Source organism: Stenotrophomonas sp. 2YAF26, assembly GCF_052114625.1.
Classification (GTDB): Bacteria; Pseudomonadota; Gammaproteobacteria; order Xanthomonadales; family Xanthomonadaceae; genus Stenotrophomonas; species Stenotrophomonas indicatrix.
The window spans coordinates 25,398-50,983 of record NZ_JBFRFC010000017.1 but is presented as its reverse complement, the minus strand read 5'-3'; the positions used below and the strand labels follow the sequence as shown (position 1 = coordinate 50,983).

General features: G+C 67.1%; 22 protein-coding genes. 3 read left to right on the top strand and 19 right to left on the bottom strand.

The window, feature by feature from the left end:
* The first annotated feature begins 416 nt into the window (after nucleotides 1-416).
* Entirely contained in the window at nucleotides 417-3,494 is a 3,078-nt protein-coding gene (locus AB4Y98_RS17315; protein WP_312107277.1) for a TonB-dependent receptor, read from the top strand.
* Between the two features lie 162 nt (nucleotides 3,495-3,656).
* The gene (locus AB4Y98_RS17310) at nucleotides 3,657-3,851 is read left to right on the top strand and encodes a heavy-metal-associated domain-containing protein (protein WP_025874804.1); all 195 of its coding nucleotides are present in this window, start codon (nucleotides 3,657-3,659) and stop codon (nucleotides 3,849-3,851) included.
* Nucleotides 3,852-3,928: 77 nt separating this feature from the next.
* Here AB4Y98_RS17310 and cueR read toward each other — a convergent pair whose 3' ends face one another.
* The 19 genes from cueR to hisS all read right to left on the bottom strand — a co-directional run bounded on the left by cueR (nucleotide 3,929) and on the right by hisS (nucleotide 24,683).
* A complete protein-coding gene (gene cueR / locus AB4Y98_RS17305) occupies nucleotides 3,929-4,381 on the bottom strand; it encodes a Cu(I)-responsive transcriptional regulator (RefSeq protein WP_025874806.1) in 453 nt (150 codons plus the stop codon).
* 12 nt (nucleotides 4,382-4,393) lie between these two features.
* Entirely contained in the window at nucleotides 4,394-6,895 is a 2,502-nt protein-coding gene (locus tag AB4Y98_RS17300) for a heavy metal translocating P-type ATPase (protein WP_442244791.1), read from the bottom strand.
* A 178-nt stretch (nucleotides 6,896-7,073) separates the two neighbouring features.
* Nucleotides 7,074-10,031: a TonB-dependent receptor plug domain-containing protein gene (locus tag AB4Y98_RS17295; RefSeq protein ID WP_394196327.1), complete on the bottom strand. Its 2,958-nt coding sequence runs from the start codon at nucleotides 10,029-10,031 to the stop codon at nucleotides 7,074-7,076.
* A 381-nt stretch (nucleotides 10,032-10,412) separates the two neighbouring features.
* Nucleotides 10,413-11,144, bottom strand: coding sequence for a copper homeostasis protein CutC (locus AB4Y98_RS17290; protein WP_363733106.1), 732 nt, complete (start codon nucleotides 11,142-11,144; stop codon nucleotides 10,413-10,415).
* Nucleotides 11,141-12,139: a N(4)-(beta-N-acetylglucosaminyl)-L-asparaginase gene (locus tag AB4Y98_RS17285; protein WP_312788201.1), complete on the bottom strand. Its 999-nt coding sequence runs from the start codon at nucleotides 12,137-12,139 to the stop codon at nucleotides 11,141-11,143. Before AB4Y98_RS17285 ends, AB4Y98_RS17290 begins: the two co-directional genes overlap by 4 nt.
* 52 nt (nucleotides 12,140-12,191) lie before the next feature.
* Nucleotides 12,192-13,214: a glucokinase gene (locus AB4Y98_RS17280; RefSeq protein WP_032975527.1), complete on the bottom strand. Its 1,023-nt coding sequence runs from the start codon at nucleotides 13,212-13,214 to the stop codon at nucleotides 12,192-12,194.
* Between the two features lie 85 nt (nucleotides 13,215-13,299).
* Complete coding sequence (locus AB4Y98_RS17275; RefSeq protein WP_025874818.1) at nucleotides 13,300-13,584, bottom strand: hypothetical protein; 285 nt, start codon at nucleotides 13,582-13,584, stop codon at nucleotides 13,300-13,302.
* Between the two features lie 48 nt (nucleotides 13,585-13,632).
* On the bottom strand, nucleotides 13,633-15,222 hold the full coding sequence (locus AB4Y98_RS17270; RefSeq protein WP_442244790.1) for a calcineurin-like phosphoesterase C-terminal domain-containing protein: 1,590 nt from the start codon (nucleotides 15,220-15,222) through the stop codon (nucleotides 13,633-13,635).
* A 158-nt stretch (nucleotides 15,223-15,380) separates the two neighbouring features.
* Complete coding sequence (hisIE, locus tag AB4Y98_RS17265) at nucleotides 15,381-16,001, bottom strand: bifunctional phosphoribosyl-AMP cyclohydrolase/phosphoribosyl-ATP diphosphatase HisIE (protein WP_099818309.1); 621 nt, start codon at nucleotides 15,999-16,001, stop codon at nucleotides 15,381-15,383.
* A complete protein-coding gene (gene hisF, locus AB4Y98_RS17260; RefSeq protein WP_049464459.1) occupies nucleotides 15,991-16,767 on the bottom strand; it encodes an imidazole glycerol phosphate synthase subunit HisF in 777 nt (258 codons plus the stop codon). Before hisF ends, hisIE begins: the two co-directional genes overlap by 11 nt.
* Nucleotides 16,761-17,495: a 1-(5-phosphoribosyl)-5-[(5-phosphoribosylamino)methylideneamino]imidazole-4-carboxamide isomerase gene (gene hisA / locus AB4Y98_RS17255; protein WP_442244789.1), complete on the bottom strand. Its 735-nt coding sequence runs from the start codon at nucleotides 17,493-17,495 to the stop codon at nucleotides 16,761-16,763. The genes hisF and hisA overlap by 7 nt, the downstream gene beginning before the upstream one ends.
* The gene (hisH, locus tag AB4Y98_RS17250) at nucleotides 17,492-18,094 is read right to left on the bottom strand and encodes an imidazole glycerol phosphate synthase subunit HisH (protein WP_025874829.1); all 603 of its coding nucleotides are present in this window, start codon (nucleotides 18,092-18,094) and stop codon (nucleotides 17,492-17,494) included. The genes hisA and hisH overlap by 4 nt, the downstream gene beginning before the upstream one ends.
* Nucleotides 18,091-19,164, bottom strand: coding sequence for a bifunctional histidinol-phosphatase/imidazoleglycerol-phosphate dehydratase HisB (gene hisB, locus AB4Y98_RS17245; protein ID WP_394196331.1), 1,074 nt, complete (start codon nucleotides 19,162-19,164; stop codon nucleotides 18,091-18,093). Before hisB ends, hisH begins: the two co-directional genes overlap by 4 nt.
* Entirely contained in the window at nucleotides 19,161-20,255 is a 1,095-nt protein-coding gene (gene hisC, locus AB4Y98_RS17240; RefSeq protein ID WP_442244788.1) for a histidinol-phosphate transaminase, read from the bottom strand. Before hisC ends, hisB begins: the two co-directional genes overlap by 4 nt.
* The gene (hisD, locus tag AB4Y98_RS17235; RefSeq protein WP_442244787.1) at nucleotides 20,252-21,547 is read right to left on the bottom strand and encodes a histidinol dehydrogenase; all 1,296 of its coding nucleotides are present in this window, start codon (nucleotides 21,545-21,547) and stop codon (nucleotides 20,252-20,254) included. Before hisD ends, hisC begins: the two co-directional genes overlap by 4 nt.
* Entirely contained in the window at nucleotides 21,544-22,455 is a 912-nt protein-coding gene (gene hisG, locus AB4Y98_RS17230; protein ID WP_033830971.1) for an ATP phosphoribosyltransferase, read from the bottom strand. Before hisG ends, hisD begins: the two co-directional genes overlap by 4 nt.
* Nucleotides 22,456-22,489: 34 nt before the next feature.
* Entirely contained in the window at nucleotides 22,490-22,798 is a 309-nt protein-coding gene (locus tag AB4Y98_RS17225) for a YerC/YecD family TrpR-related protein (RefSeq protein WP_025874839.1), read from the bottom strand.
* A 194-nt stretch (nucleotides 22,799-22,992) separates the two neighbouring features.
* On the bottom strand, nucleotides 22,993-23,262 hold the full coding sequence (locus AB4Y98_RS17220; RefSeq protein WP_089240823.1) for a hypothetical protein: 270 nt from the start codon (nucleotides 23,260-23,262) through the stop codon (nucleotides 22,993-22,995).
* Between the two features lie 23 nt (nucleotides 23,263-23,285).
* Nucleotides 23,286-24,683 (bottom strand): histidine--tRNA ligase, encoded by a 1,398-nt coding sequence (hisS, locus tag AB4Y98_RS17215; protein WP_428704268.1) that lies wholly within the window; start codon nucleotides 24,681-24,683, stop codon nucleotides 23,286-23,288.
* Nucleotides 24,684-24,822: 139 nt separating this feature from the next.
* Between hisS and AB4Y98_RS17210 the strand changes: the two genes are divergently transcribed.
* Nucleotides 24,823-25,575 (top strand): Crp/Fnr family transcriptional regulator, encoded by a 753-nt coding sequence (locus AB4Y98_RS17210; protein ID WP_049464442.1) that lies wholly within the window; start codon nucleotides 24,823-24,825, stop codon nucleotides 25,573-25,575.
* The last annotated feature ends 11 nt before the right edge of the window (nucleotides 25,576-25,586 follow it).

Below are 25,586 nucleotides of genomic sequence, written 5' to 3'. Positions count from 1 at the left end.
CTCGTTTCCATCGGTACAAATCCGCACCCCGGCGGATTTAGATCGATTCAAGTAGAGCATGGGAATTTCGCCCAATGCATTCTGCGGCGCAGCCCGGCCGGCCCACCCCGTCTGCGCATGTAAACGCTTACAGCGTTTTTGCGCAAAGGGTCATTTGCACGACACGTCGCTGCCATATTGCGCAGCAACATGCGTCGGCGCCGTTGCCGTGCTAAAAATCGCCCCGCCCATCGCTTAGATCGATCCAAGACGACATCGCGATGGCCCGGGAGTTGGGGAGCAAGACAGGACGTGCCGCGCCATCCGCCAGGCGCTCGTTGCATCTGCAGGGCGAAGGCAAGATCGGCATCACGAATTAGATCGATTCAAGTTTCCGCGTCAGTCAGTCACCGGATCAATCCAGGAGAGAGGGAGAGATGGCAATGAAGCATTCAACACGTACGCAGGGCCACGACGCGTTGTCGCTGGCCATCGCGCTGGCCCTGGCCGCCGCCGTCGCCCCGCTTGGCGCTTCCGCCCAGCAGGCGTCAGCAACGACCGGCACGCAGGACGCCACCACCCTGGACAGCGTCCAGGTCACCGGCTATCGCTACGCGATCGAAAAGAGCCTGCAGCAGAAGCGCGACGCCAACGCCGTGGTCGAAGTGATCACCGCCGAGGACGTTGGCAAGTTCCCCGACAAGAACGTGGCCGATGCGCTGCAGCGCGTGCCCGGCGTGGTCATCACCCGCAGCGGTGGCGAAGGCAAGTCGGTCAGCGTGCGCGGCCTCGCGCCCGACCTGACCCTGACCCAGTTGAACGGCAACTACGTTGCCTCGTCGGAAACCAACAACGAAGCTACCCGCTCGTTCAACTACACCCTGCTGCCGTCGAACATGCTGTCCAGCGCCGAGCTGTTCAAGTCGCCGGAGGCGCGCATCGACGAAGGCGGCATCGGCGGCACGGTCATCCTGCACACCCGCCGACCGCTGGAGATGGAAGCCAATTCCGGCTACGTCAACCTGGAAGGCACTTCGTCCGATACCAGCCACGACGTCGATCCGCAGGTGTCGGCGCTGTATTCCTGGCACAGCAAGGACGAGCGCTTCGGCGTGCTGGTCGGCGTGACCCAGCAGAAGCGCACCACCCGCACCATGGAGACCAGCACCGAGGACTACCAGTGGTACGGCAACAACACCACCGCCCGTGATGCCAACGGCAACCTGCTGGAACAGGATGGCATCCACTACTGGTGGGGCCAATCCGGTTTCAACAACCAGACCGGCACGAACTACAGCGAATTCTTCATGCCGACCTCGGTGAACTTCGCGGTGAAGGAAGAGAAGCGCGAGCGCAAGGGCGGCCAGCTGACCTTCCAGTTCAAGCCGATCGACAACCTGACCCTGACCGCGAACTACTTCCGCTTCGAACTGCAGGGTGACTACACCCAGAACATGCTGAAGGTGCCGGAGTGGAACCTGGCCCGCTACAACGGCGATGGCAACTGGGCCGGTGGGCGCCTGCTCAACGGGCTGAGCTTCGATCCCAGTGGCAGCATCGTCACCGGCGCGCAGTACGAGAAGCTTGCCGGCAAGACCTATTACTGCAGCGAAGACCAGGCCGCCGCAGCTGGCCTGCCGCCGGGTGGCTGGGGTCCGGATGACTGCACCATCCCCACTCCGCAGCTGACCGGTGGCTACAGCAAGGAAAAGGCGCTTTCGCAGACGGCCGATCTGACCGTCGACTGGGACATCAGCCCGCTGTGGAAGGCCAGCTTCACCGGCGGCCGCACCTGGTCCAAGGGTGGCCCGTCGATGAATTTCCGCATGTCGGCCAAGCCCCGCCGCAAGGTCGGTGACCAGTGGCAGGCCGGCAACCAGTACACCGCATGGGACCTGACCGGCACGCCGTCGCTGACCGTCTCGCCGGACATCCAGCAGCAGCTGATGGCTGGCATCGCCGAGGTCGATACCGGCTCCACCGATTCGTCGTGGATGCAGACCGAGGTCAAACAGAACTACTTCCAGGCCGACGTCACCAAGATGTTCGAAGCCGGCTGGCTGGATTCCATCCAGTTCGGCGCCAAGTACCGCGACGGCCAGGTGCACCGCAATACCGGCAACACCTACTGGGTCTGCCAAGGCTTGGACCCGGCCGACTATGACAACAATCGTTACCAGGCCGGTTGCGATCCGACCGCAGGCAATGCGCAGCCGGGCTTCTTCCTGTCCAACCCGATCAGCAACATCGCCGGTGGCTTCAATGCCAACGTGTTCCCCGGCATCAACTACCCGGCCTACATCGACTACCTCAACCAGACCTACGGTGGCTCGCACAACCGTACCGAGGAAGACTTCGTCTACGACGTCAACGAGAAGATCTACTCGGGTTACTTCCAGGCCAACTTCCGCACTGATCGCGTGCGTGGCAACGTCGGCGTGCGCGTGGTGCGTACCAAGCAGTTCGCCCAGTCCAGCGATTCGGTCGAACGTTTCAACGACTACTTCGTGGACAACGCCGCTGGTGCGCCGATGAGCTGCGATGACCCGGCTGCCGATCCGAACCTGCGTTGCCAGGGCGGCTTCGTGCGTCTGCCGGACAACCAGGTGCGCGACAAGGTCTATACCCTCAGCTCGCTGGAAAAGACCTATACGGACTTCCTCCCGAGCTTCAACATCGCCTGGGACATCACCGACAACCTGGTGCTGCGCGGTGCCGCGTCGAAGGTAATCGCGCGCCCGGGCTACACCAGCATCGCCTATCCGGGCGGCCTGCAGTACATCAGCCAGGAATACAGCAATGATCGTCGGGTCGCTGGCGGCACCGACACCCCCGGCTGGTACGGCTCGGGCAGCAACAAGGCACTGGAGCCGTTCAAGGCGGTGCAGTTCGACCTTGGCCTGGAGTGGTACTTCAAGCCGGGTTCGGTTGCAGGCGTGGCGTTGTTCCGCAAGAACGTGGACAACTTCACCGTGCCGGTCGTGCGCGACCAGCAGATGACCGTCGGTGGCGAAACGGTGGTGGTGCAGAAGTACAGCACCGAAGCCAACGGCCGCGACGGCGTGTCGCAGGGCGTGGAGCTGTATGGCCAGTACACCTTCGACATGGGCTTTGGTGTCCAGGCCAACTACACCTACAACGACACCAACCTGGCCTCGATCGTGCTTGATGGCGAAGAGATCGGTTCGTCGCCGCTGGTCGGCAGCGCCAAGAACCAGGCCAACGTCACCGTGTTCTACGAGAACGAGAAGTTCCTGGCCCGTGCCTCGTACAACCGTCGTGGCGAAGTGGTGGGCGGCCTCAACAACGGCCTGACCACCTACACCAAGCCGTACAGCCAGCTGGATCTGAACGTGGCCTACAACATCACTGCGGACTGGACCGTGACCGCAGCAGTGCTGAACGCCACCAAGTCCGAGCTGCGCAGCTACATCGGCAATGACAGCCAGGCCCGACTGCTGTCCAACCTGTATGCCGGGCGCCAGCTGTACTTCGGCGTGAACTGGAAGTTCTAAGGCATTACCCCCGCCTGCGGGCGGGGACGATCCTCCACGGCAGCCGCGCTGGTACAGGTGGCTGCCGTTTTTCGTGGCCCCTGCGCCGCGGGAACCCTTGACCCTGCCATCGTTGCAAGGTGCACACTGCCTCCACCCCCAAGTGCATCGAAGGAGCTACAGATGGAATTCCATGTGGAAGGCATGACCTGCGGCGGCTGCGCGCGTAGCGTGACCAAGGCGATCGAGCTGGTCGACCCGGCGGCGACGGTGTCGGCCGACCCGCCCAGCCGCCGCGTGCAGGTGCAGACCTCGGCCAGCGAAGCGCAGATCATTGCAGCGCTGACCGAAGCGGGTTTCCCGCCGCGCCCGGCCTGATCGCCTGACCCACTGCATGAACGATGCCCGCCCCGTGCAACTGCCGGGGCGGGCATTTTCTTTTCCGTATGTCGTCTTCAGGTCCTGCGCGCGCGCCTGCGTACCGCCCCGGTGGGCGCCGCAACCGGCGCAGCGCCCTCCTCGCCTTCCCCCAGCCGCTGCAGGATCGGGCACTCGGGACGATCATCGCCGGCGCAGCAGCTGATCAGTGATTTCAGCGTATCGGCCATCTGCCGCATGTTCTCGATGCGCTGTTCCAGATCATCAATGTGCTGCTCGGCCAGGCGCTTGACGTCGGCGCTGTGCCGCGAGGTGTCGTTCCACAGGCCCAGCAGGTCGGTGATCTCGGCCACCGAAAAGCCGAGATCACGCGCGCGACGGATGAAACGCAGCCGGTGCACGTCGGCCTGCGAATAGGCGCGATAGCCCGCGCCGGTACGGTCAGCTGGCGGAATCAGGCCGATCTGCTCGTAGTAGCGGATCATCTTGGCCGACACGCTGGATGCCTTCGATGCTTCACCGATGTTCATGCCATCACTCCTTTACTGGGCCGCATGGGACGCCTCGACCATCGGCGCCTGGAAGCGCCGCAGGCGCAGCGCATTGCCGAGCACGAACACGCTGGACAGGGCCATGGCACCGGCGGCGAACACCGGCGACAGCAGCACGCCCCATACCGGGTACAGCGCACCCGCCGCGACCGGAATCAACGCGGTGTTGTAGGCGAAGGCCCAGAACAGGTTCTGCCGGATGTTGCCGATGGTCGCCTTCGACAGCGCGATGGCGTTGGGCACGCCCTGCAGGTTGCCGGACATCAGCACCACGTCGGCCGATTCCACCGCGACGTCGGTGCCGGTACCGATGGCCAGGCCCACATCAGCTTCGGCCAGCGCAGGCGCATCGTTGATGCCATCACCGACGAACGCAATCTGCCCGTAGGCCGCCTTCAACCGACGCACCGCCTCCACCTTGCCTTCCGGCAACACCTCGGCCACCACTTCATCGATGCCGAGCTGGCGGGCGATGGCCTGCGCGGTAGCGGCGTTGTCACCGGTAATCATGGCCACCTTCAGACCCAGCTGGTGCAGCGCGGCAATGGCGGCCGGCGTACTCGGCTTGATCGGATCTGAGACGGCGATGATTGCCGCCAGGCGGCCATCGATGGCGGCATACAGCGGCGACTTTCCTTCGTTGCCGAGGCGGTCGGCCAGCGCAGCGAACATGCCGATGTCCACGCCCAGCGAACGCATGAAGCGATCGGCACCCACTTCCACCCGCGCACCGTCGACGCTGGCACGCACGCCCATGCCGGTCACCGACTCGAAATCAACCATCGCCGGCAACGCGATGCCCTCCTCCGTCGCCGCCTCGACAATGGCGCGGGCGATCGGATGCTCCGAGCGCGACTCCACCGCCGCCACCCTCGCCAGTACGTGCGCACGATCGAAGCCGTCGGCGATTTCCAGGTCGGTCAGCAGCGGGCGACCTTCGGTCAAGGTGCCGGTCTTGTCCACCGCCACCACCTTGGCGTCCTTCAACAGCTGCAGCGCCTCGCCCTTGCGGAACAGCACGCCCATCTCGGCGCCGCGGCCGGTGCCGACCATGATCGAGGTCGGCGTCGCCAGCCCCATCGCGCATGGGCAGGCGATGATCAGCACGGCCACCGCGTTGACCAGCGCGAAGGTCAGCGCCGGCGACGGCCCGAAGATCAGCCACACCAGGAAGGTGGCCAGGGCCRCCAGCATCACCGCCGGCACGAACCACAGCGTCACCTTGTCGACCACGGCCTGGATCGGCAGCTTGGAACCCTGTGCCTGTTCAACCAGACGGATGATCTGCGCCAGCATGGTCTGCCCACCCACTGCGGTCGCACGCAGGGTCAGCGCGCCCTTCTGGTTGACGGTGCCGCCGACCACGCTGCTGCCGGCCGACTTCTCCACCGGGATCGGCTCGCCAGTGATCATCGATTCGTCGACGTAGCTGCGACCGTCGGTCACCTCACCATCCACCGGCACGCGCTCGCCCGGACGCACTTCCAGCAGGTCGCCCAGCAGCACCTCGTTGATCGGGATATCGACGATGCGCCCTTCGCGACTGACGTGCGCCACCTTGGCCTGCAGGTTGACCAGGCGCTTGATCGCCTCCGAGGTGCGGCCTTTCGCGCGCACCTCCAGGAACCGGCCGAGCAGGATCAGCGCGACGATCACTGCCGCCGCTTCGTAGTAGACATTCACGGTGCCCGCCGGCAGCAGGCGCGGGATGAAGGTGGCCACCACCGAATAACCGAACGCCGCCGCGGTACCCACCGCCACCAGCGAGTTCATGTCCGGTGCCAGGCGCAGCAGCGCCGGGAAGCCCTTCTGGTAGAAACGCCGGCCGGGAATGGCCAGGACCAGCGTGGTCAGCACGAACTGCAGGTACCAGCTGGCCTGCATGCCGATCGTGGACATCACCCAATGGTGCATGCCGGGGATCAGGTGCGAGCCCATTTCCAATACGAACACCGGGGCCGCCAGCACGCTGGCCAGGATCAGGTCGCGCTTCAGCGCCACCCGCTCGGCATCCTTCTTTTCCGCCGCTTCCTCGTCGACCTGGGTACCGCCATCGATCGCGCGTGCCGCATATCCAACCTTGTCGATCGCCGCCACCAGTGCATCGATGCCGGCAACGCCGCGCACGGTCGCACGCTCGGTGGCCAGGTTGACGCTGGCGTGGCTGACGCCCGGCACCGCCAACAGCGCGCGCTCCACACGGCCGACGCAGGATGCGCAGGTCATCCCTTCCACGGCCAGTTCAGTGGTCGCGGCGGGCACTTCGTAGCCCACCTTCTCCACTGCCTGGATCAGCGCATCGCGGTCGACCGGACCAGAGGAACGGATGTCCGCGCGCTCGGTGGCCAGGTTGACCGACACGCTGGCGACCCCCTCGACCTTGGCCAGGGCCGCTTCAACGCGGCCAACACAGCTGGCGCAGGTCATGCCTTCGATCGGCAGGCTGATGGTGGAAGCCGTCTCGTGGACGGCTGTGGGGCTGGAGGTGCTCATGGCCTGGTTTCCCTGGTTCCATCTGGAGGATGGTGACCAGCCTAGACCTTGCCATCGTGGGAAGGTCAAATCCACCCCATCCCGCCAATGTTCCATCAAAGCCGCAGTAGAGCCACGCCATGCGTGGCTGCCCGTCAACCCGCGGCTGGCGCCGGGCCATGCCCGGCGCCGCCTTCCCTCAGAACGTGAACACATACTCCAGCGCGAACTCGCGGCCCACCGCGCCCAGCAAGCGGGTCGGCGCGAAATCGTAGTCGACCTTGTACGGGTCCTTGTGGTTCCAGCTGGTCGCATTGAACGCGTTGTTCACGTACAGATTGACCTTCATGAACTCGGTCACCTGGTAGCCGACGTTGAAGTTCCAGGTAATGAACGGTCCGACCCGGCCGTAGTAGCGCGCCGTCTGCTGCCCCGCATTCGGGTTCGGATTGGCCGATCCATCCGGACGCGTGGCGGGTTCCAGGCAGTTCAGCGACGGGCTGTCGCTGGGCACGTAACCATCGGCGAACGGCAGGCAGCCACCGGGGTTGTCCAGGCGGTCGGTGCCCCAGTGGTAGCGCACGCCCGGCACCGAACCGATGCGGTCGGCATACACGTTCGCATTCCAGTTGCCGCCCTGCCACGCCAGGCTGGCGCGCAGCTTGCTGCGCAGGTCACGGTCGCGACGCTCAGGGTTCGGATCGTTGGCGTAACGCTGTTCTTTCGTCGAAATCTGGTTGGTGTAGTTCACCCCCAGCTGGAAGCTGCCCCATGCGGCCGTCTCCAGCCGGTAGCGCGCGCTCAGGTCGATGCCGCGCACTTCGCGGCTGGCCAGGTTGAACGGCCCGCGCTCGATCGACACCAGCCGGCCGCTGCCGTCACGGTTCACCCGGGCCAGGATGCCGGCACAGTAAGCCTCACCTGCCGGGTTCGCCCACGGCGTGCCGTCCATGTTCTTGCCGGTCAGGCAGCCGGCCTCGCTGGCCAGCACCTCGTCCGCGCCGACGTCGACGATCATGTCTTCCAGCTTGATCGCCCAGTAGTCAGCGCTCATCGACAGGTTCGGCAGCACGTCCCACACGAAACCCACCGTCCACGAATCGCCGGTTTCCGAGCGCAGCAGCGGCGTACCCCGACGGTTCACATCGAACGCGTACCAGACATCGGTATTGCCCACGCCGCAGTTGTTGACCAGATAAGCGCCGCTCTCGATGCAGCGCAGGCGATCGTAGGTCAGCACTTCGGAACTGCTGGCCTGGCCCAGCAGGTAGTGCATGTCCGGCGCGTGGAAGCTGGTCGCGTAGGAACCGCGCACCAGCAGCGACTCGAACGGCCGCCATTCCAGGCCGGCGTTCCAGGTGGTTTCCTTCTGGCTGCCGATATCCAGCGCTTCGCCGCCGCCGTCGGCCTTGTAGCTGCCGTACCGGTCGTAGCGTGCCGCCGCGGTGGCGATCAGGCTGTCGGCCAACGGGATCTTGAATTCGACACCGGCCGAGTAGCGGGTACGCTCGCCACCGCCGCGATCGACGTTCTGCAGATCGAAATCGATGCCCGCGCGCGGGTCCGGGCTGAGGTGATAGCCCTGCTTGGCCACTTCGGCCACCGCTGCGAACGAGATCGGCCCGGCCCAGCCCTGGAACAGTTCACCGGTGATGTCGGCCGAGGCCTGGTTGACGTAGGACGACGCCCGGTTCTTCGCTACCGTGCCCATCTGCCAGTACTGGTCCGGGGTGATCGGGTTCCACCAGCGCGACTCGTTCAAGGCGTAGATCGCCTCGCCATCGCCGGTGGTGCCCAGCCGTGGGCCGAGGAAGAAGTCGTACGACTTCTGCTCGTCGACCACGTTCTGCCGCTCCTCGACGCGGTAGTAGGAACGGCCGACCGTGGCGCTCCAGTCGAAGCGATCGGCCAGGCGCCCGCGCAGGCCCGCGCTGATATCCCACGACAACTCGCGGTTGGTATTGCGCAGCGTGTCCAGGCCACCGACTTCGTTCGGGGTGAACTGGCGCACGCCGAGCACCGGTCGATTGCGGTTGGCATCCCAGTAGTAACCGTTGGCATCGTCGATCAGCGACACGCTCGGCGGATTGGTGCCCCAGATCGCTTCGGAACGGTATACCGCCAGGTTGCTCCAGGCCTGCAGATCGTTGCCGAAATCGAAGGTGGCATACAGGTTGCCCGACAGGTTCTCCGAGCCTCCGGTCAACAGCCAGTTGGCGTAGTCGGCGCTCATGCCGCAGAGGCGGCCGGTGTTGCTCACCGTATTGGCGTTGTAGTTGTAGACCAGGCGGTCGGCGGTGTAATACTCGCCAGCGAATTTCTCGCAGGTGCCGTCCGGCGGCGCCAGGCGCTGGCCGTTGCTGGGGTCGATCAACGCCAGACCAGCGGTGGGACGGAAACCGACCTTGCGCTGTTCCATGTTCCAGGACGGGTACAGCGCATCGTCGGCGTCGTCCATCTGTGGCCGGTCACGGCCGAACAGCGGATCGCGCTTGGTGTACTGCAGGGCGTAGGTCACGCTCCAGTTGTCGCCGGTCTTGCCGCCCGCCCAGGACAGATCCCAGGTATCACGCCCGCCTTCGGTGGAGGTACCGCCGCGCACGCGCACTTCGTCGCCGTCGTAGTTGGTCTTCAGGATGACGTTGACCACGCCGGCGATGGCGTCCGAACCATAGATCGCCGACGCGCCGCCGGTCAGCACTTCGATGCGCTCCACGGCAGCGGCAGGAATGTTGCTGTAGTTGGAGAAATTGGTCTCGCCGCCATAGGGCAGCGGGTAGTCGGCCACACGGCGGCCGTTGACCAGCAGCAGGCTGCGGTTGGGGCCCATGCCGCGCAGGTTGAGGCCACTCGCATTGGGCGTGTGCGAGCCCCACTGCGATGCCGCTTCGACGGTGCCGGTCGCTTCGGTCAGGGTCTTCAGGGCGTCGTAGACGGTGACGAAGCCTTCCTTCTGGATCTGTGCGGCGCTGATCACGTTGACCGGGGCCGGGCCCTCGACGCTGGCACGCTTGATGCGCGAACCGGTGACGGTGACCGCATCAAGATCCTTGGTGGGCGACGTGGCCGCTTCCTGTGCGCCAGCGGCGAACGGCAGCAGGGCCAGGGCGAGGGCGTGGGACAGCAGATGACGGCGGTTGCGGACGGACTGAGCCATGGGTGGTTGCTCTTGGATGGTGGACGCGCGGTCGGATGGCGATCCCGGGCGTTGAATCGATCCATCTCGATTCGACCGCCCTCCCCTGTGGATCGATCCAAACTAAAGCACAGCTGAACCACGCCCAGCATGCGGCGACGCAGCATCCAGCGGACGCGCGTGATTATCGCCGAAGGGCATCCAAGCGAATCAATGGGTTGCACGACATCTTTATGGAAGCGGCACAGATGTCAATGACACGATCACGACAGTCGCGCGCAGAACGGTTTTGTCCGTGGGGAACTGGTAGCCGGGTCGGATCCTCTCGCAGAGGCGCTCTGACCGGATAGCGTCTGGTCGGGGTCGGAGCCCTTCAGCGAAGGGATCCGCCCCCTGCGGCGCTCAGCCGTCCAGCGCCTTCCGCAGCGCACTCACCGTGGCGGTGTCTGTCTGGCTCCAGTCCGGGTCCAGCCCGCGCAGGGCCGGGTTCTGGAACTGCATGGCCGAACGTCGTTTCCCCTTGGCCGAGGCATGCAGTTCGAGGCAGCCGGTCTGCCGCGCGACGGCGGCGATGTTGTCCGGGCCCAGCCCTGCGCCGGCCATGACGCTGATCCTGCCGGCCGCCTGCGCGACCAGCGCGGCCAGTACATCGGCACCGGCGTCGGCGCTGGCCTGGCCGCCGGACGTCAGCACCCGCTGGCAGCCCAGCCCGATCACCTGCTCCAGCGCCGCCGGCAGATCGCGCGCGGCATCGAAGGCACGGTGGAAGGTCACCTGCAACGGGCCGGCCGCGCGCAGCAGTTCGCGGCACAGCGGCAGGTCGATATCGCCCTGCGCATCCAGCGCACCGATCACCACGCCCTCGCAGCCCAGCGCGCGGCACTGGGCGATGTCGCGCAGCATCAGCTCGGTTTCCAGCGCGTCGTAGTGGAAATCCCCCGGACGCGGCCGCACCAGCACGAACAACGGAACTGCCAGGCGCTCGCGGGCGATGGCGATGCTGGCAAACGACGGCGTGGTACCGCCTTCGGCAAGGTTGTCGAACAGTTCGATGCGATCTGCACCACCGGCCTGCGCGGCCAACGCCGAAGCCACCGAATTGCTGGCGATCTCCAGCGTCAGGCGCGCGCTCACGCCTGCGTGCTCGTATAGATCGACGGTGAGTCGCGCAGGTCATCCTGGCGCTGCGCATCGCACACCGCGTAGACGAAGCCGCGATGCAGTGCATAGGCACCCACCTCGCCCTGCTTGTTCATGGCAAGGAAGCAGACCTGCAGCGTGCGGCTGGCTTCGGGGCGCTTGCGTACCACCCGGTCGATCGCTTCGCGGCAGGCCTGTGCCGGCGAACGGCCCTGGCGCATCAGCTCGACCACCAGGAACGAAGCCGCGTTGCGGATCATTTCTTCGCCCACACCCGAGGCGGTGGCCGCGCCCACTTCGTTGTCCACGTAAAGGCCGGCGCCGATGATCGGGCTGTCGCCGACCCGGCCGTGCAGTTTCCAGGCCATGCCGCTGGTGGTGCAGGCACCGGCCAGGTTGCCCTTGGCGTCCAGTGCCAGCATGCCGATGGTGTCGTGGTTGTCGCTGTTGCCGGGAAGACCGCGGCGCTCGGCATTGATCTGCGGCGCGTACTTTTCGGTCTTCAGCCACTCACGCCAGGCCGCTTCGGCCTTCGGCGTCAGCAGGTGCTGGCGCTGGAAGCCCTGCTGCACGGCGAACTGCTGGGCGCCCTCGCCCACCAGCAGCACATGCGGGCTGTTCTCCATCACCCTGCGGGCCACCGACACCGGGTGCAGGATGTCGACCAGCGCAGCAACCGCGCCACAGCGGCCGTCACCATCCATGATGCTGGCGTCCAGGCTCAGCACGCCGTCGCGGTCCGGGTTGCCACAATGGCCGACGGTGGGATTGCACAGCTCGCTTTCGGCCCAGCGTGCACCGGCTTCCACCGCATCCAGCGCACTGCCGCCCTGCGCCAGCACCTTCCACGCGGCCTGGTTGGCCGGTACGCCGAAGTCCCAGGTCGAGACCACCTTGGCGCCGCCGTGCGTCCTCGCCTTCACCACCGGCAACGCTGCCACGCCTGCGGCCAGTGCACCGGCCTGCAAAAACTGCCTGCGATCCACCATCTTCGCCTCCGTCTGCATGCTGCGCCCGCCGGCCCGATGCCGGCAGCGCCGATCAATCGTGCGCGGGGGTCCGCGCTGCGTGCCAAGCTGCCGCACCGAGCACACCCAGCTGGCCATGTTCGACCCGCCATACCGGCACCTGGCGCAGCACGTCGGTCAGCACCCCCTTGTTGAGGAAGCGCTCACGGAAACGGCCGTCGGCCAGGAAGTCCTGCACATGGGTGGAAATGCCGCCGGCCAGGTACACCGAGCGCGCGCCCACGGCGATCGCCGCGTCGCCGGCCAGGCTGCCCAGCCAGGCGCAGAACACCTGCAGGGTTTCCACTGCCAGCGCGTCGTCGCCCTGCCGCGCAGCCGCGATCAGCGCTTCGGTGCTGGTCCATTGCGGAGCCACGCCGCGCAGTTCGCACAGGCAGGGATAGAGGTTCATCAGGCCGCTGCCGGACAGCACGCGTTCGTTGTCCACATGCGGCCAGCGCTGCAGCAGCTGGCCCAGCACATGCAGTTCCAGCGCATTGCCGGCACCCAACGCAGCGTGGCCGATCTCGCTGGCCAGCACCGGGCGCTCGCCATCGGCGAAGCGCAACGCGGCGCCCAGGCCGGTGCCCGGCCCCAGCACCAGCGCCGGGAAGGTCTTGGCCGGATCGGCATCGCCATTCAGCGGCACCAGCGTGTCGGCCTGCAGGTAGGGAATGGCCAGCGCCACTGCTTCGAAATCATTGATCAACTGCAGGTCGGGCAGGCCCGACTCGCGGCGTGTTGCCGACAGCGACACCGTCCACGGCAGATTGGCATTGATCAGGGTATCGCCGTCGAGCAGGCCGGCGATGGCGACCACCGCACTGGCCATCGGCTGGCCGAGACTGGCGGTGAAATCGGCCAGGATCGCCGCCAGGCTGGGGTGGTCGGCGCAGGCGTAGGTGCGGTAGCTGCCCAGCCGCGGCGCCTGCCCCGGCAGGGTCTCAGCCAACGCAAGACGGGCGAAGGTACCGCCGACATCGGCGACGACCAGGCTGCGGGGGACGCCGCTGCGGGCGGACTCGGATGGCGCCGGGGACACTGCTGCAACGTTCACGCTGGCCTGCTTGGATCGATTGAATCGTGCCGATTCTCAGGCATTGGACGGCCTTTGCCTAGCGCGGCGACAGCGCCGCCCGGGGTCACATGCCTTCCTGCTCGGCCACCTGCACGCCGTCCACCAGCACCCGCAGGCGCTGCGGGCGGAACCCGGCGAACAGCAGCGGCCGGGTCCGCTCCACCAGCACTTCATGGCCGGCGATATGGCGCTGCCACGACTGTACCAGCGAGAACGAGAAGTGCGTGCCCGGATGCAGCGGGTGCTGCACCCACACCTTCTCGCTGGCGCTCTGCAGCATCATCGCGCCGGTGAACCAGTGCCGGCTGAGGGTGACCGGCGTGGTGCCGGCCATGAAGCGGATATCCATGCTGCGTCCTTTCGTGATGGAAGCTGGTGATGGCAGCCCGGCCCGCGCTCAGGGCTGCGCGGTCTGCAGGCTGTAGCTGGTGCTGGCGGTGAACACCGCACCATCGGGCTGGGTGGAGCGCACTTCGACCTTGTGGCTGCCCACGGCCAGGTCGGTCGGCAACGCGCCACGCCACAGGTGCGGCGAGGCGGTGGCTTCCGGCGAGCGGTCGTAACCGCGCAGCGTGGAAGCCAGGTCGTCGGCCACGTTCTCCACCAGCAGGCGCGGATCAGGCTGGCTGACCTGCTTCATCGGCTGCCAGGCGCCGCCATCGACGCGGTACTCGACCACGCTGGCGTCCTCGCCCATGTACACGTTGGCATAGATGCCCCACGCCGGGTACGCGCCCTTGCGCAGCACCTTCGGTGCATGCAGGCCGATCTGCTCGCTGGCGGCCGCACCGGCCACCCGGTACTGCAGGCGATAGCTGCCGTTGCCGGCCACGTCCAGCAACGCATAGCCCTTCGGCGTGCCGTCGCTCATGGTGCTGTCCGGTACGCCGGCGGCATTCTTCACGCCCGACCAGAACGCACCGCAGTTGGCACCGACGTTGTACTCGTGCAGCGGCCTGGCGCCCTGCCAGCCGTCAGCCTTGCCGTGGTAGACGTGCTGCTGGGTGTGGCTGTGGCCACTGAGCACCAGCACGTTGCGGAAGTCCTTCAGCAGGTCGAACAGGCGCTGGCGGTCGGCATGGCGGAAGGTCTCGCGCCCCGGTGCCGCATCGAACAGCGGGATGTGCATGCCCAGCACCAGCAGACGGTCCTTGTGCAGGCCCTTCAGGTAGGCAGCGAGGAACGCGAACTGATCCTCGCGCAGGCCACCCACATACCTGGGCTTGGCGTTGGGGTCGTACACCACGTCGTCGAGGAACACGAAACTGGCGCCCCCCTCTTCCACTGCGTAGGTGTCGGGGCCGTAGATGTTGCGCCAGCTGTCCAGCGAATGCGCATCATTGGCCGCGTCGACATCCAGGTCGTGGTTGCCGGGTACGTGGAACCACGGCACGCCGAGTTCGGCGGTGACCTTGTTGATCGCCGGGTACAGGGTCAGGTCGTCGTTGACGATGTCGCCCAGCGTGGTACCCAGGCGGGCCTTGGTCTGCCCAACCAGCGGCGCCACGATGGACTGCCGGTAGTAGCCGATGTCCTGCAGGCTGGCGGTCTGCGAGTCGGTGAACACCAGCATCTGGAAACCACGGCGGCTGTCATGCCGGTCGTTCTGCAGGGCGAAGTCCCAGTTGCGGGCCACGTCACTGGTCGCGGCGATGCCACCGTACTTCAGCGCCGGAGAACCATTCGGCCGGTAGTGTCGCCAGAACGACGGCAGGCCGTCGGCAGCCTTCGGGAAGGAATAGGCATCGGGCTTGATCATGAAGACCGTCTGCCCGTCACGCACCGGCAGGCTGTAGCTGCCGTCGGCGGCGGTCTTGACGATGGTTTCGCCGTTGGACACCTGCACGCCGGCCAGGCCCGGATCGGTCGCACCGCGGCCCGGCTTGCCGTCACGCTCCAGATAGACCTTGCCGCTGACCACGGTATCGGCGGCCCAGGCCGGCGAGGTCAGCAACAGGCAACACAGCCAGGCGGCAGGCAGTTTCATGGGGCGGTCCAGGAAAAAGAGACCGCCTATTGTAGATTCCGCCGATGACATCGCGCACGCGATTGCCGCTTTTCCTGTAGTGCCGGCCGCTGGCCGGCATTCCACCAGGCGTCCCACGATCATCAGGTTGCCGGCCAGCGGCCGGCACTACCGCACCTCTAACGATGGCGCTTTTCCAGCACGTCGCGGGCATCTTCCAGCGACAGCCCGCGCGCGCGCAGCAGCACCAGCAGGTGGTACAGCAGGTCCGACGCCTCGCCCAGCAAGGCCTCATCGTCCTGCGCCACCCCGGCCAGCGCCGTCTCCACGCCTTCCTCGCCCACCTTCTGCGCGATGCGGCGGATGCCGCCTTCGAACAGGGACGTCGTATAGCTGCCGGAGGGGCGCAGCGCCTCACGCACGGCGACCAGCTGGTCCAGGCCACCGAGGAAGTCCTTCGGCGCGCCGTCGAAGCAGCTTTCCGCGCCGGTGTGGCAGGTCGGACCTGCCGGGCGCGCCAGCACCAGCAGCGTATCGGCATCGCAATCGACGCTGATCGACTGCACCGCCAGCACATTGCCGGACTGCTCGCCCTTGGTCCAAAGACGCTGCTTGCTGCGGCTGAAGAAGGTCATGTGGCCGATGGCCAGCGTCGCTGCCAGCGACTCGGCGCTGACGTAACCCAGCATCAGCACCTGCAGGGTGTCGGCGTCCTGCACAACGGCCGGCAGCAGCCCATCGCCCTTGTCCCAGTCCAGCGTTTCCAGCGCCTGCGGCGACGGCCGCACATCAATAGACATCCCGCACCTCGATCTGCTGCTCGCGCAGGTAGCGCTTCAAGTCGGCAATGGCGATGGCGCCACTGTGGAATACGCTGGCCGCCAGCGCACCGTCAACGTCGGCCTGGTCAAAGGCCTGGGCGAAGTGCTCCATCGTACCCGCACCGCCCGATGCGATGAGGGGCACCTGGCACAGCGCACGTGCCTGGCGCAGCTGCTCGACGTCATAGCCACGGCGCACGCCATCGCTGTCCATGCAGTTCAGCACGATCTCGCCGGCACCCCGGCGCTGCGCCTCGACGATCCAGTCCAGCGTGCGCAGCGGCACTGCCTGGGTTTTGTCCGGGTCGCCGCTGAAACGGCGCACGCGCCACTGGCCGTCGTCCTCGCGTACCGAGTCGACACCGACCACCACGCACTGCACGCCGAATTCTTCGGCCAGTTCCGTGATCAGTTCCGGGCGGCCCAGCGCGGGTGAGTTGATCGAGATCTTGTCCGCGCCGGCGAACAGCACGCGACGCGCGGTCTCTACGCTGTCGATGCCGCCGGCCACGCAGAACGGGATATCGATCAGGCGCGCGATGCGCTCGATCCAGGCCACGTCCACCGACCGTGCCTCCGGGCTGGCGCCGATGTCATAGAACACCAGCTCGTCGGCGCCCTGGTCGCGATAGCGCTGCGCCAGTTCGGCGATGTCCCCCATGTCGACGTGATCGCGGAAACGCACGCCCTTGACCACGCGGCCATCGCGCACGTCCAGGCACGGAATGATGCGGCGGCTCAGCATGCCAGCGCCTCCGCCAGGTCCATGCGCTGTTCCAGCAATGCCTTGCCGAGGATCGCGCCGCCACAACCGGCGGCCTGTGCCGCAGCCACGTCGGCCACATCGCGGATACCGCCTGACGCCTGTACAGCCACGCCCGGCAGCAACGCTGCGAGGTGCTGGTACAGGCTGATGTTGGGCCCGGCCAGCATGCCATCGCGGGCGATGTCGGTGCACAACAGGTGACGCATGCCGGCCTGTGCATAGCGTTCGGCCAGCGCATCCAGGGTCACCCCCGCGTTCTCGGTCCAGCCATGCACCGGCAGCTGCCATTGTCCCTGCGCGTCCTGCCGTGCATCGAGGGCGATGGTCAGCCGCTCCGGGCCGAACTCGCCCAGCCAGCCGATCACCTGCGCCGGCTCGCGCACCGCAAGTGACCCGATCACCACGCGGCTTGCACCCGCATCGAGGATGCGTGCCACGTCGTCACGGCCACGCACGCCGCCACCGGTCTGCACCTGCAGCGGGGTCTGCGCACGGATCGCGGCCAACAGCGGCGCCAACGTGTAGCCACCGACACGTGCGGCATCCAGATCCACCAGGTGCATCCACTGTGCGCCCTGTGCGGCGAACGCCTGCGCACGCGGCAGCGGGTCGTCGCCATAGTGGGTTTCCTGCGCGTAGTCGCCCTGGCGCAGCCGCACGACGCGGCCGTCGCGGATATCCAGTGCGGGGTAGACGATGAAACTCATGCAGCGGTGCCCTCGAGGAAATTGCGCAGCATCAGCGAACCGGTATCGCCGGACCGCTCGGGATGGAACTGGGCGCCGAAGTAGCGGCCCTGCTCGACCACGGCGGTGAAAAGGCCGCCGTGATCACAGGCGGCGACGGTATGGCTGTTCAGCGGCGCGGCATAGCTGTGCACGAAGTACGCGCTGGCGCGCTCGGGTACCCCCTGCAGCAGCAGCGATGGGCGCAGCGGCAGCAGCCGGTTCCAGCCCATGTGCGGAACGCGGATGCCACAGGCCGGCACCAGCTTGCGCACCACGCCGGGGATCAATCCCAGCGTATCCACGCCGGCCTCTTCGGAGCGGTCAAACAACAGCTGCATTCCCAGGCAGATGCCCATCAAGGGCACCTGCAGCTGGCGCAGCGGCTCGACCAGGCCCTGCGCGTGCAGGCGCTGCATGCCGGGGCCGGCCGCGCCGACGCCGGGCAGGATCACCCGTTGCGCGCCGGCCAGGCCTTCGGCATCGCGGACCAGCTTCACCGTCGCACCGAGCCGTTCCAATGCGTAGCGCACCGAACCCAGGTTGGCACCGCCGGCATCGATCAGCACGACCTCGCTCACAGCGCCCCCTTGGTGGTCGGCAAGGCCGTGCCCTGCCGCGCCAGTGCCGGCCGCAGTGCACGTGCCAGGGCCTTGAAGCAGGCTTCAACCTTGTGGTGGTCGTTGTCGCCACGCACCTGCAGGTTGAGGTTCAGCCCGCTGGCATCGCACAGCGAACGGAAGAAGTGCGGGACCAGTTCGGTCGGCATGTCGCCTACGCGCTCGCGCTTGAACTCGCCTTCGAATACGAAATACGGGCGGCCGCTGAAATCCAGCGCAGCACTGGCCAGGGTTTCATCCATCGGCAGGGTGAAGCCGTAACGGCCGATGCCGCGCTTGTCGCCCAGCGCCTCGCGCAGGGCCTGGCCCAGCGCAAGGCCGGTGTCTTCGATGGTGTGGTGTTCGTCGATGTGCAGATCGCCCTCGGCGCGGATGTCCAGGGCGAAACCGCCGTGCTTGCCGATCTGCTCCAGCATGTGGTCGAAGAACGGCAGGCCGGTGTGGATGTGCGCATCGCCGGCACGGTCCAGATCCAGCTCGACACGGATCTTCGTCTCCTTAGTATTGCGCTGGACCACCGCCGTGCGTGGTGCATCGGCCAGTGCGTGGGCGATGCCCGGCCAGTCCCACTCGCCGCCGAACTGTTCGGTGCGCAGCTGGAAGCCACGGATGTTGAGGTTGTCGGCGAACTGCAGGTCGGTGATGCGGTCGCCCACCATGCCCGAGCGCGCCCAGTCGATGCTGCGGTCCTGCAGGTAGGCTGTCATCAGGCCGATGCCCGGCTTGCGCGTCGGCGCGTTGTCGTGCGGCCAGCTGCAGTCGACCAGCACGTCACGGAAGACGATGCCCTGGCTTTCGAAGATCTGCAGCATCAGGTCATTCGGGCCATCGAAGCTGGCGCGCGGGTAGCTCTCGCTGCCCAGACCGTCCTGGTTGGTGACGATCACGAACTGGTAGCCGGCATCGCGCAGCTTCAGCAGCGCCGGGATCACCTGCGGCACGAAACGCAGCTTCTCGTAGGTGTCGATCTGGAAATCCGCCGGCTCCTCGATGAGGGTGCCGTCGCGGTCGATGAACAGGATCGGCGTCATGCCGCAGCCCTCCGTGCCGACAGGGCCGCAAGCACGCGGTCGTTCTCTTCGGGGCTGCCGATGCTGATACGCAGTGCGTCACCCAGCTGCGGTGCGGCGCGCTGGTCGCGCACCACCACGCCGGCAGCGAGCAGCGCGTCGAACGCCGCCTGCCCATCGGCAAAGCGGACCAGCAGGTAGTTGCCGGCCGAGGCGTATACCCGGCCGATGCCAGGCAGGCCCTGCAGGCCGTGGTGCAGGCGCTCGCGCTCGGCGATGACCGTGGCTACCCGCTCAGCGGTGCGCGCAAGCGCGGCCGGCTGCAGCGCCTGCACGGCCAGCTCGGCGCACGGCGTCGGTACCGGGTACGGCGCCTGGCAGCGGCGCAGCACGGCAATCAGTTCCGGCGCGGCGATCAAGGTGCCGATACGCGCGGCGGCAAGTGCGTGCGCCTTGGACAACGTACGCAGCACCGCCAGGTTAGCGTGCGCGGCAAGCAGCGTGGTCGCCGAAGCGCGCTGCGCGTACTCGACATAGGCCTCGTCCACCACCACCAGCGCCTGCCCGCGCAGGGCAAGGGCCACGCGCTCGATCTCGGGCAGCGGGATATCACTGCCGGCAGGATTGGACGGCGCGCACAGGAAAACGAGCTTGGCGCCCTGCCCCTTCGCAGCGGCAATCACCGCATCCAGGTCCGTGCGCAGCCCCTCACCATCGTCAATCAGCGGCACCTCGATCAACGGCGCACCCTGCAAGCGTGCGCAGACCGCGTACATGCCGAATACCGGCGGCGTCACCAGCACGCCATCGCGGCCCGGCACGCACAGGGCGCGGACCAGCAGATCGATCGCCTCGTCGCTGCCACGGCCTACCAGCAGCTGTTGCGGCTGCACGCCGTACAGCGACGCCAGCGCATCACGCAGCGCAGCGGGCTGCGGCTCCGGGTAGCGGCGGCTGCCCCCCGTGGCGTCGGCCGGGTTGGCCCACGCCGATTCGTTCGCGTTCAACCACACCTCGCCCTGCACAGCGCTGCTGCGCGCCGAACTGTAGCCGGCAAAGGCCTGTAGATCCGGCCGTACCAGGGCCAGCACGCCGTCGATGTCCGCGCTCATGCGGCCACCTCCATGCGCAGTGCCACCGCACGTTCGTGCGCATCCAGGCCTTCGGCGCTGGCGATGATGCGCGCGCAGCCACCGATCGCGGCCAGGCCAGCGGCGGTCGCGCTCTGTACGCTGATCAGGTTCTGGAAGCTGGCCACGCTGACGCCACTGTAGGCGCGCGCGGCACCGGCGGTGGGCAGCACGTGGTTGGTGCCGCTGCAGTAGTCACCCAGTGCTTCCGGCGTGTAGTCGCCGAGGAAGACCGAACCGGCCGCCTGCACCTGGTCCAGCCACGCGCGCGGTTCGCGCAGGGCCAGGATCAGGTGTTCGGGGGCGTAGCGGTTGCTGATCGCAAACGCATCGGCCAGCGACTCCACCTGGATCAACTGCGATGCCGACAGGGCCTGGCGGGCGATGTCCTGCCGCGGCAGCAGGGCCACCTGGCGTTCAACTTCGGCCTCGACGGCGGCCAGCATCGCCGCGTCATCGGTCAGCAGCAGCACCTGTGAATCCGGGCCGTGCTCGGCCTGCGACAGCAGGTCGGCGGCAACGAATGCAGGGTTGGCACCGGCATCGGCGATCACCAGCACTTCCGAGGGACCGGCCGGCATGTCGATGGCGGCGGCACCGTCCTGTGCCACCTGCTGCTTGGCTTCGGTGACGAAACTGTTGCCCGGCCCGAACAGCTTGTCGCTGGCCGGGATGCTTTCGGTGCCATAGGCCATCGCCGCGATCGCCTGCGCACCACCCAGCTTGAACACGCGTTGCACACCGGTCAGGCGCGCGGCCACCAGCACCGCAGGATCGGCCGTACCGTCGGCACGCGGCGGGGTGCACAGCACCACCTGTGGGCAAGCGGCCAACTGCGCCGGCACGCCCAGCATCAGCGCAGTGGACGGCAGTGGCGCACTACCGGCCGGCACGTACAGGCCAACCCGGCCGATCGGCCGCAGTATGCGCTCGCAGACCACGCCCGGCGCGGTTTCCACCGTATAGCCCTGGCCCATGCCGGCCGCGTGGAAGCGGGTGATGCGTTCGGCCGCTTCCACCATGGCCTGGCGCAGCTCGGCCGGCACCGCGGCATCGGCAGCTGTGAACTCGGCTGCGGAAACTTCGAAATCCTGCAGATCCACGCCATCGAAGCGCGCGGTGATCGCGCGCAGCGCGGCGTCGCCCTGCGTGCGCACCTGCGCGATCAGCGCGGCCACCGCATCACGGGTCTGCTGCGCCACGGTCTGCACCGGGCGGGTCAGCGCCGCGCCGCGTGCGGCCTCGTCAAGTTGCGACCAGATCAGACGATTCATGCCAGCGACCGCTCCACGCTCAGTACCATCAGGCCCTGGGCGCCGGCGCGCTCCAGTTCTTCCATGCGCTGCCAGGTCAATGGACCGGGGCACATGGTCTGCAGGCGCAATGCACCGCCATCGGCAGGCAAACGCACCAACGGTTCGGCATCGGCCAGCAGCTGCGACAACGCGTCGACGCGGTCCTCGCTGGCGCGGAACATCAGCAGCTTGCGGTCCTGCCGCTGCACCACACCGTCCAGGCGGCGCAGCAGCATGCTGCGCAGCGCGCCGCGCGCATCATCGGGAACGCGTACCGCACCGGCCAGCACGGCTTCGCTGTCGAGCAGGTTGTGTACCGGGGTGAGCTGGTTGGCACGCAGCGTGGCGCCGCTGGAGACCAGGTCGCAGATCAGGTCGGCGGTGCCCAGGCGCGGCGCGATCTCCACCGAGCCGGACAGTTCCACCACCTGTGCATCCACGCCCTGCGCGGCCAGCCACTGCTTGAGGATGGCCGGGTAGCTGGTGGCGATGCGGGTACCGGCCAGTTGTGCCGGCCCCTGCCATTGCCAGTCTTCCGGCACCGCCAGCATCAAGCGGCACTGGCCAAAGCCCAGCCCCCGCAATGCCTGGTAGGCATCGGCCAGGCCGATCTGGCGACGCGCGGCCGCCTGTTCGTCCAGTTCGTTGCGGCCGACGATGCCCAGGTCGCAGACGCCATCGGCGATCAGGCCGGGAATGTCGTCATCGCGCACCAGCAACAGGTCCACCGGCAGCGATTCGCCGTAGCAGAACAACTTGTCGCGGCTCTCGCGCCAGCTCAGGCCACAGGCACTGAGCAGGTTGCGGGCGGGCTCGGCCAGCCGGCCACTCTTCTGGATGGCGATACGCAGCCGGTCTCGCGCCGGCGCTGCCTGGGTTGCACTCATGGGGGAGGTCTCGAAGTCTGGAACGGGGCGCGGATCAGCGCGAAGCAAGGCGGTCGACAGCGGCGGCATAGCCTCGATGGCCATGCTCGAGCGTGCGTGCCACCCGTCCGGTGGTGGTCACGCTGACGCCGGTGCGCTCGTGGATCTCGCGGTAGGGCACGCCCTGCTGCAGCAGCGGCACCACCTTCCAGCGGTCGGCCATGGCTTCCAGCTCGGCCGGCGTGCACAGGTCACGCAGGAAGGCGACCACCTGCTCCGGCTCGCGCAGTGCGGCAAAGGCCTGGGCCAGGGCGTCCAGATCGGCTTGCGGGTCTTTGGCGGCAATGTCGGGGCGGGCTTTCACGGGCGTGGCTCTTGCATCAATGTAATAGCGTGTTAGTACATTAACGCATTCTTGCGCACCGCGTCAAACCGTGAGGCCATGGGGTCAGATCCGTTTTCCAGGGGAAAACGGATCTGACCCCTGAACCAGGCAGCGGAAACGAAAACGCCCACCGGGCGGTGGGCGTTCGGATGCAGCAATGGACAGGACTTCGATCAGGGCAGGCAGCGGACCTCTGCCTGCAGCGCGCCGCGCCGCAAGCATTCACCGAACAGGCTGCCCTGCCGGCTGGGACGAGGCTGCAGGTTCTGCAGCGCTCCGGCCCGGCCCGGGCACGCCCGCTCGGCAAGGGCCTGCAGATCCTGCTCAAGCTGCGCTCGATCCATCACATGGCAGCGATCAGCCACCAGCTGGTAATACGCAGGGCCGATCCGGGTGCTGCGCAACGCTGGATCGCTCTGGCATGCCGCCAGCAGGAACAGCATCAGTGTTCCTGCAGCGGCACGCGTCACGGCATGACCCGCGACTGCTCCAGCTCCACCTGCAGAGTGCTGGCCAGTTCGTCGCGCGAGATTTCGAACTGCTGCTCGCGCAGCAGGTCCTTCACCGCCACCACGCCGCGCGCCAGCTCGTCTTCGCCAGCCAGCACCACGAAACGGATACCGGCCTTGGCCGCGTACTGGAACTGCTTGCCGATCTTCTTCGGCTCCATCTGCACTTCGGTGTTGATGCCACCGGCGCGCAGGCGGCGGGCGATGTCCAGCGACTGCGGCATGCCCTGCTCGTCCATCAGCGCCACCAGCGCCTGCACGCTGCTGGCCTCGATGCCCTCGATCAGGCCGGCTTCGCGCAGCTGCCAGAACAGGCGCGACAGGCCGATGGAAATGCCCACGCCCGGCAGCTTGGACTTGCTGTAGTGGCTGGCCAGGTCTTCATAACGGCCACCGGAACAGATCGACCCGATCTGCGGGTGGTCGGTCAGCGTGGTCTCATACACCGTGCCGGTGTAGTAATCCAGGCCACGTGCAATGGAGAAGTTCAGGCAGTAGGCGCTTTCCGGCACGCCCAGTGCCTGCACCAGCTGCAGTACTTCGCGCAGCTCGGCCACGCCGGCACGCAGGATCTCCGAGGAACCCGCACCGTCTTCCAGCGCTGCCAGCTGTGCCAGCGCATCGGCATGACCCTGCGAACGCACGGCGACGAAGGCCAGGATCTTCTCGACCTGTTCGGCCGGAATGCCAAAGCCCTCGCCCACCAGCGTCTCGCGCACGTAGTCGGGGCCACGCTTGTCCAGCTTGTCCACTTCGCGCAGCACTGCCAGCTGGCGTTCGCCCTCGGCCACGCCCAGGCTTTCGAAGAAGCCGCGCAGCAGCTTGCGGTTGTTCAACTGGATGCTGAAGTCGCCGATGCGCAGTTCGGCAAACACCGCATGGATGACCGCCAGCACTTCGGCGTCGTAACGCACGCTCAGGCTGTCCTTGCCGATCACGTCGATGTCGCACTGGTAGAACTCGCGGAAGCGGCCGCGCTGGGCGCGCTCGCCGCGGTACACGCGCTGCATCTGGTAACGGCGGAACGGGAAGGTCAGCTCGTGTTCGTGCTCGGCCACGTAACGCGCCAGCGGCACGGTCAGGTCGAAGCGCAGCGCCATCTCCGGCAGCGAACGATCGCCGGACTCAGCAGCGTTGGCCAGCGCGCCGGTGGACTGCACGAAATACACCTGGCGCTCGGTCTCGCCGCCGGACTTGGTCAGCAGCACATCGGACAGCTCGAACACCGGTGTCTCCACCGGCAGGAACCCGAAGCGCTCGTAGTTGCGGCGGATGACGTCCAGCATGCGCTGGAACGCAATCTGCTCGCGCGGCAGCAGTTCAAGGGTGCCGGGCGGGGTACGGGGCTTGATCACGGGCGGAGCTCCTGCGGAATCGGGGACGTGGGAGGGGGCGACATTCTAGCGCCCCGCATCGCTCAGCCGCAGATAAGGGGTCCAACGGCCGCTTGAAGTATCATAAAGCCCTCCCCCGCCCGCGATACGCCCACGCAACATGTCCCGGCCTTCCGGCGCTCCGCCCGCCACCAACGACCCCGCCGCGCCGTCCTGCGCCACGCTGGACTGCCTGCACTGCTCGGTACGCCACCTGGCGGTGTGCTCTGCACTGTCGCCCGATGAGGTGCAGGCGCTGGAACAGGTGACCGTGTCGCAGCAGTTGACGATGGGCAGCACCCTCGCCCGCAGCGGCGAAGAGCGCCAGCATGTCTATACATTGACCGGTGGCGCGCTGCGGCTGGTACGCACGCTTGCCGATGGCCGTCGCCAGATCAATGGCTTCGTGCTGCCTGGCGATTACCTGGGCCTGAGCGGCAGCGACCACCATCGCTACGACATCGAGGCCATCGCCGACAGCCGCGTGTGCCGCGTTGCCCTGCCGCAGATGAAGGGCCTGCGCGCCCGCTATCCGCACCTGGAGCGCAAGCTGCTGCAGCGCGCCTGCCAGGAGCTGGACGCCGCACAGGATGCCGCGCTGGCGCTGGCACGCCTGCAACCGGCGGAAAAACTCGCCGATTTCCTGCTTCGCCTGGCCGCGCGTGAGGCCAAGCTCGGTGGGGATGGCCTGCGCGTTTCGCTGCCGATGGGCCGCGGCGACATCGCCGATCATCTGGGCCTGACGATGGAGACGGTCAGCCGCACCTTCACCAAGCTGCGCCAGCAGGGGTTGATCGCCCTGCCCCATCTGAACGTGGTTGAGATCCTCGACGAGGATGGCCTGCGCACGCTGGCCGGTGACGTGCAGGGCTGAGCGCCCGATTG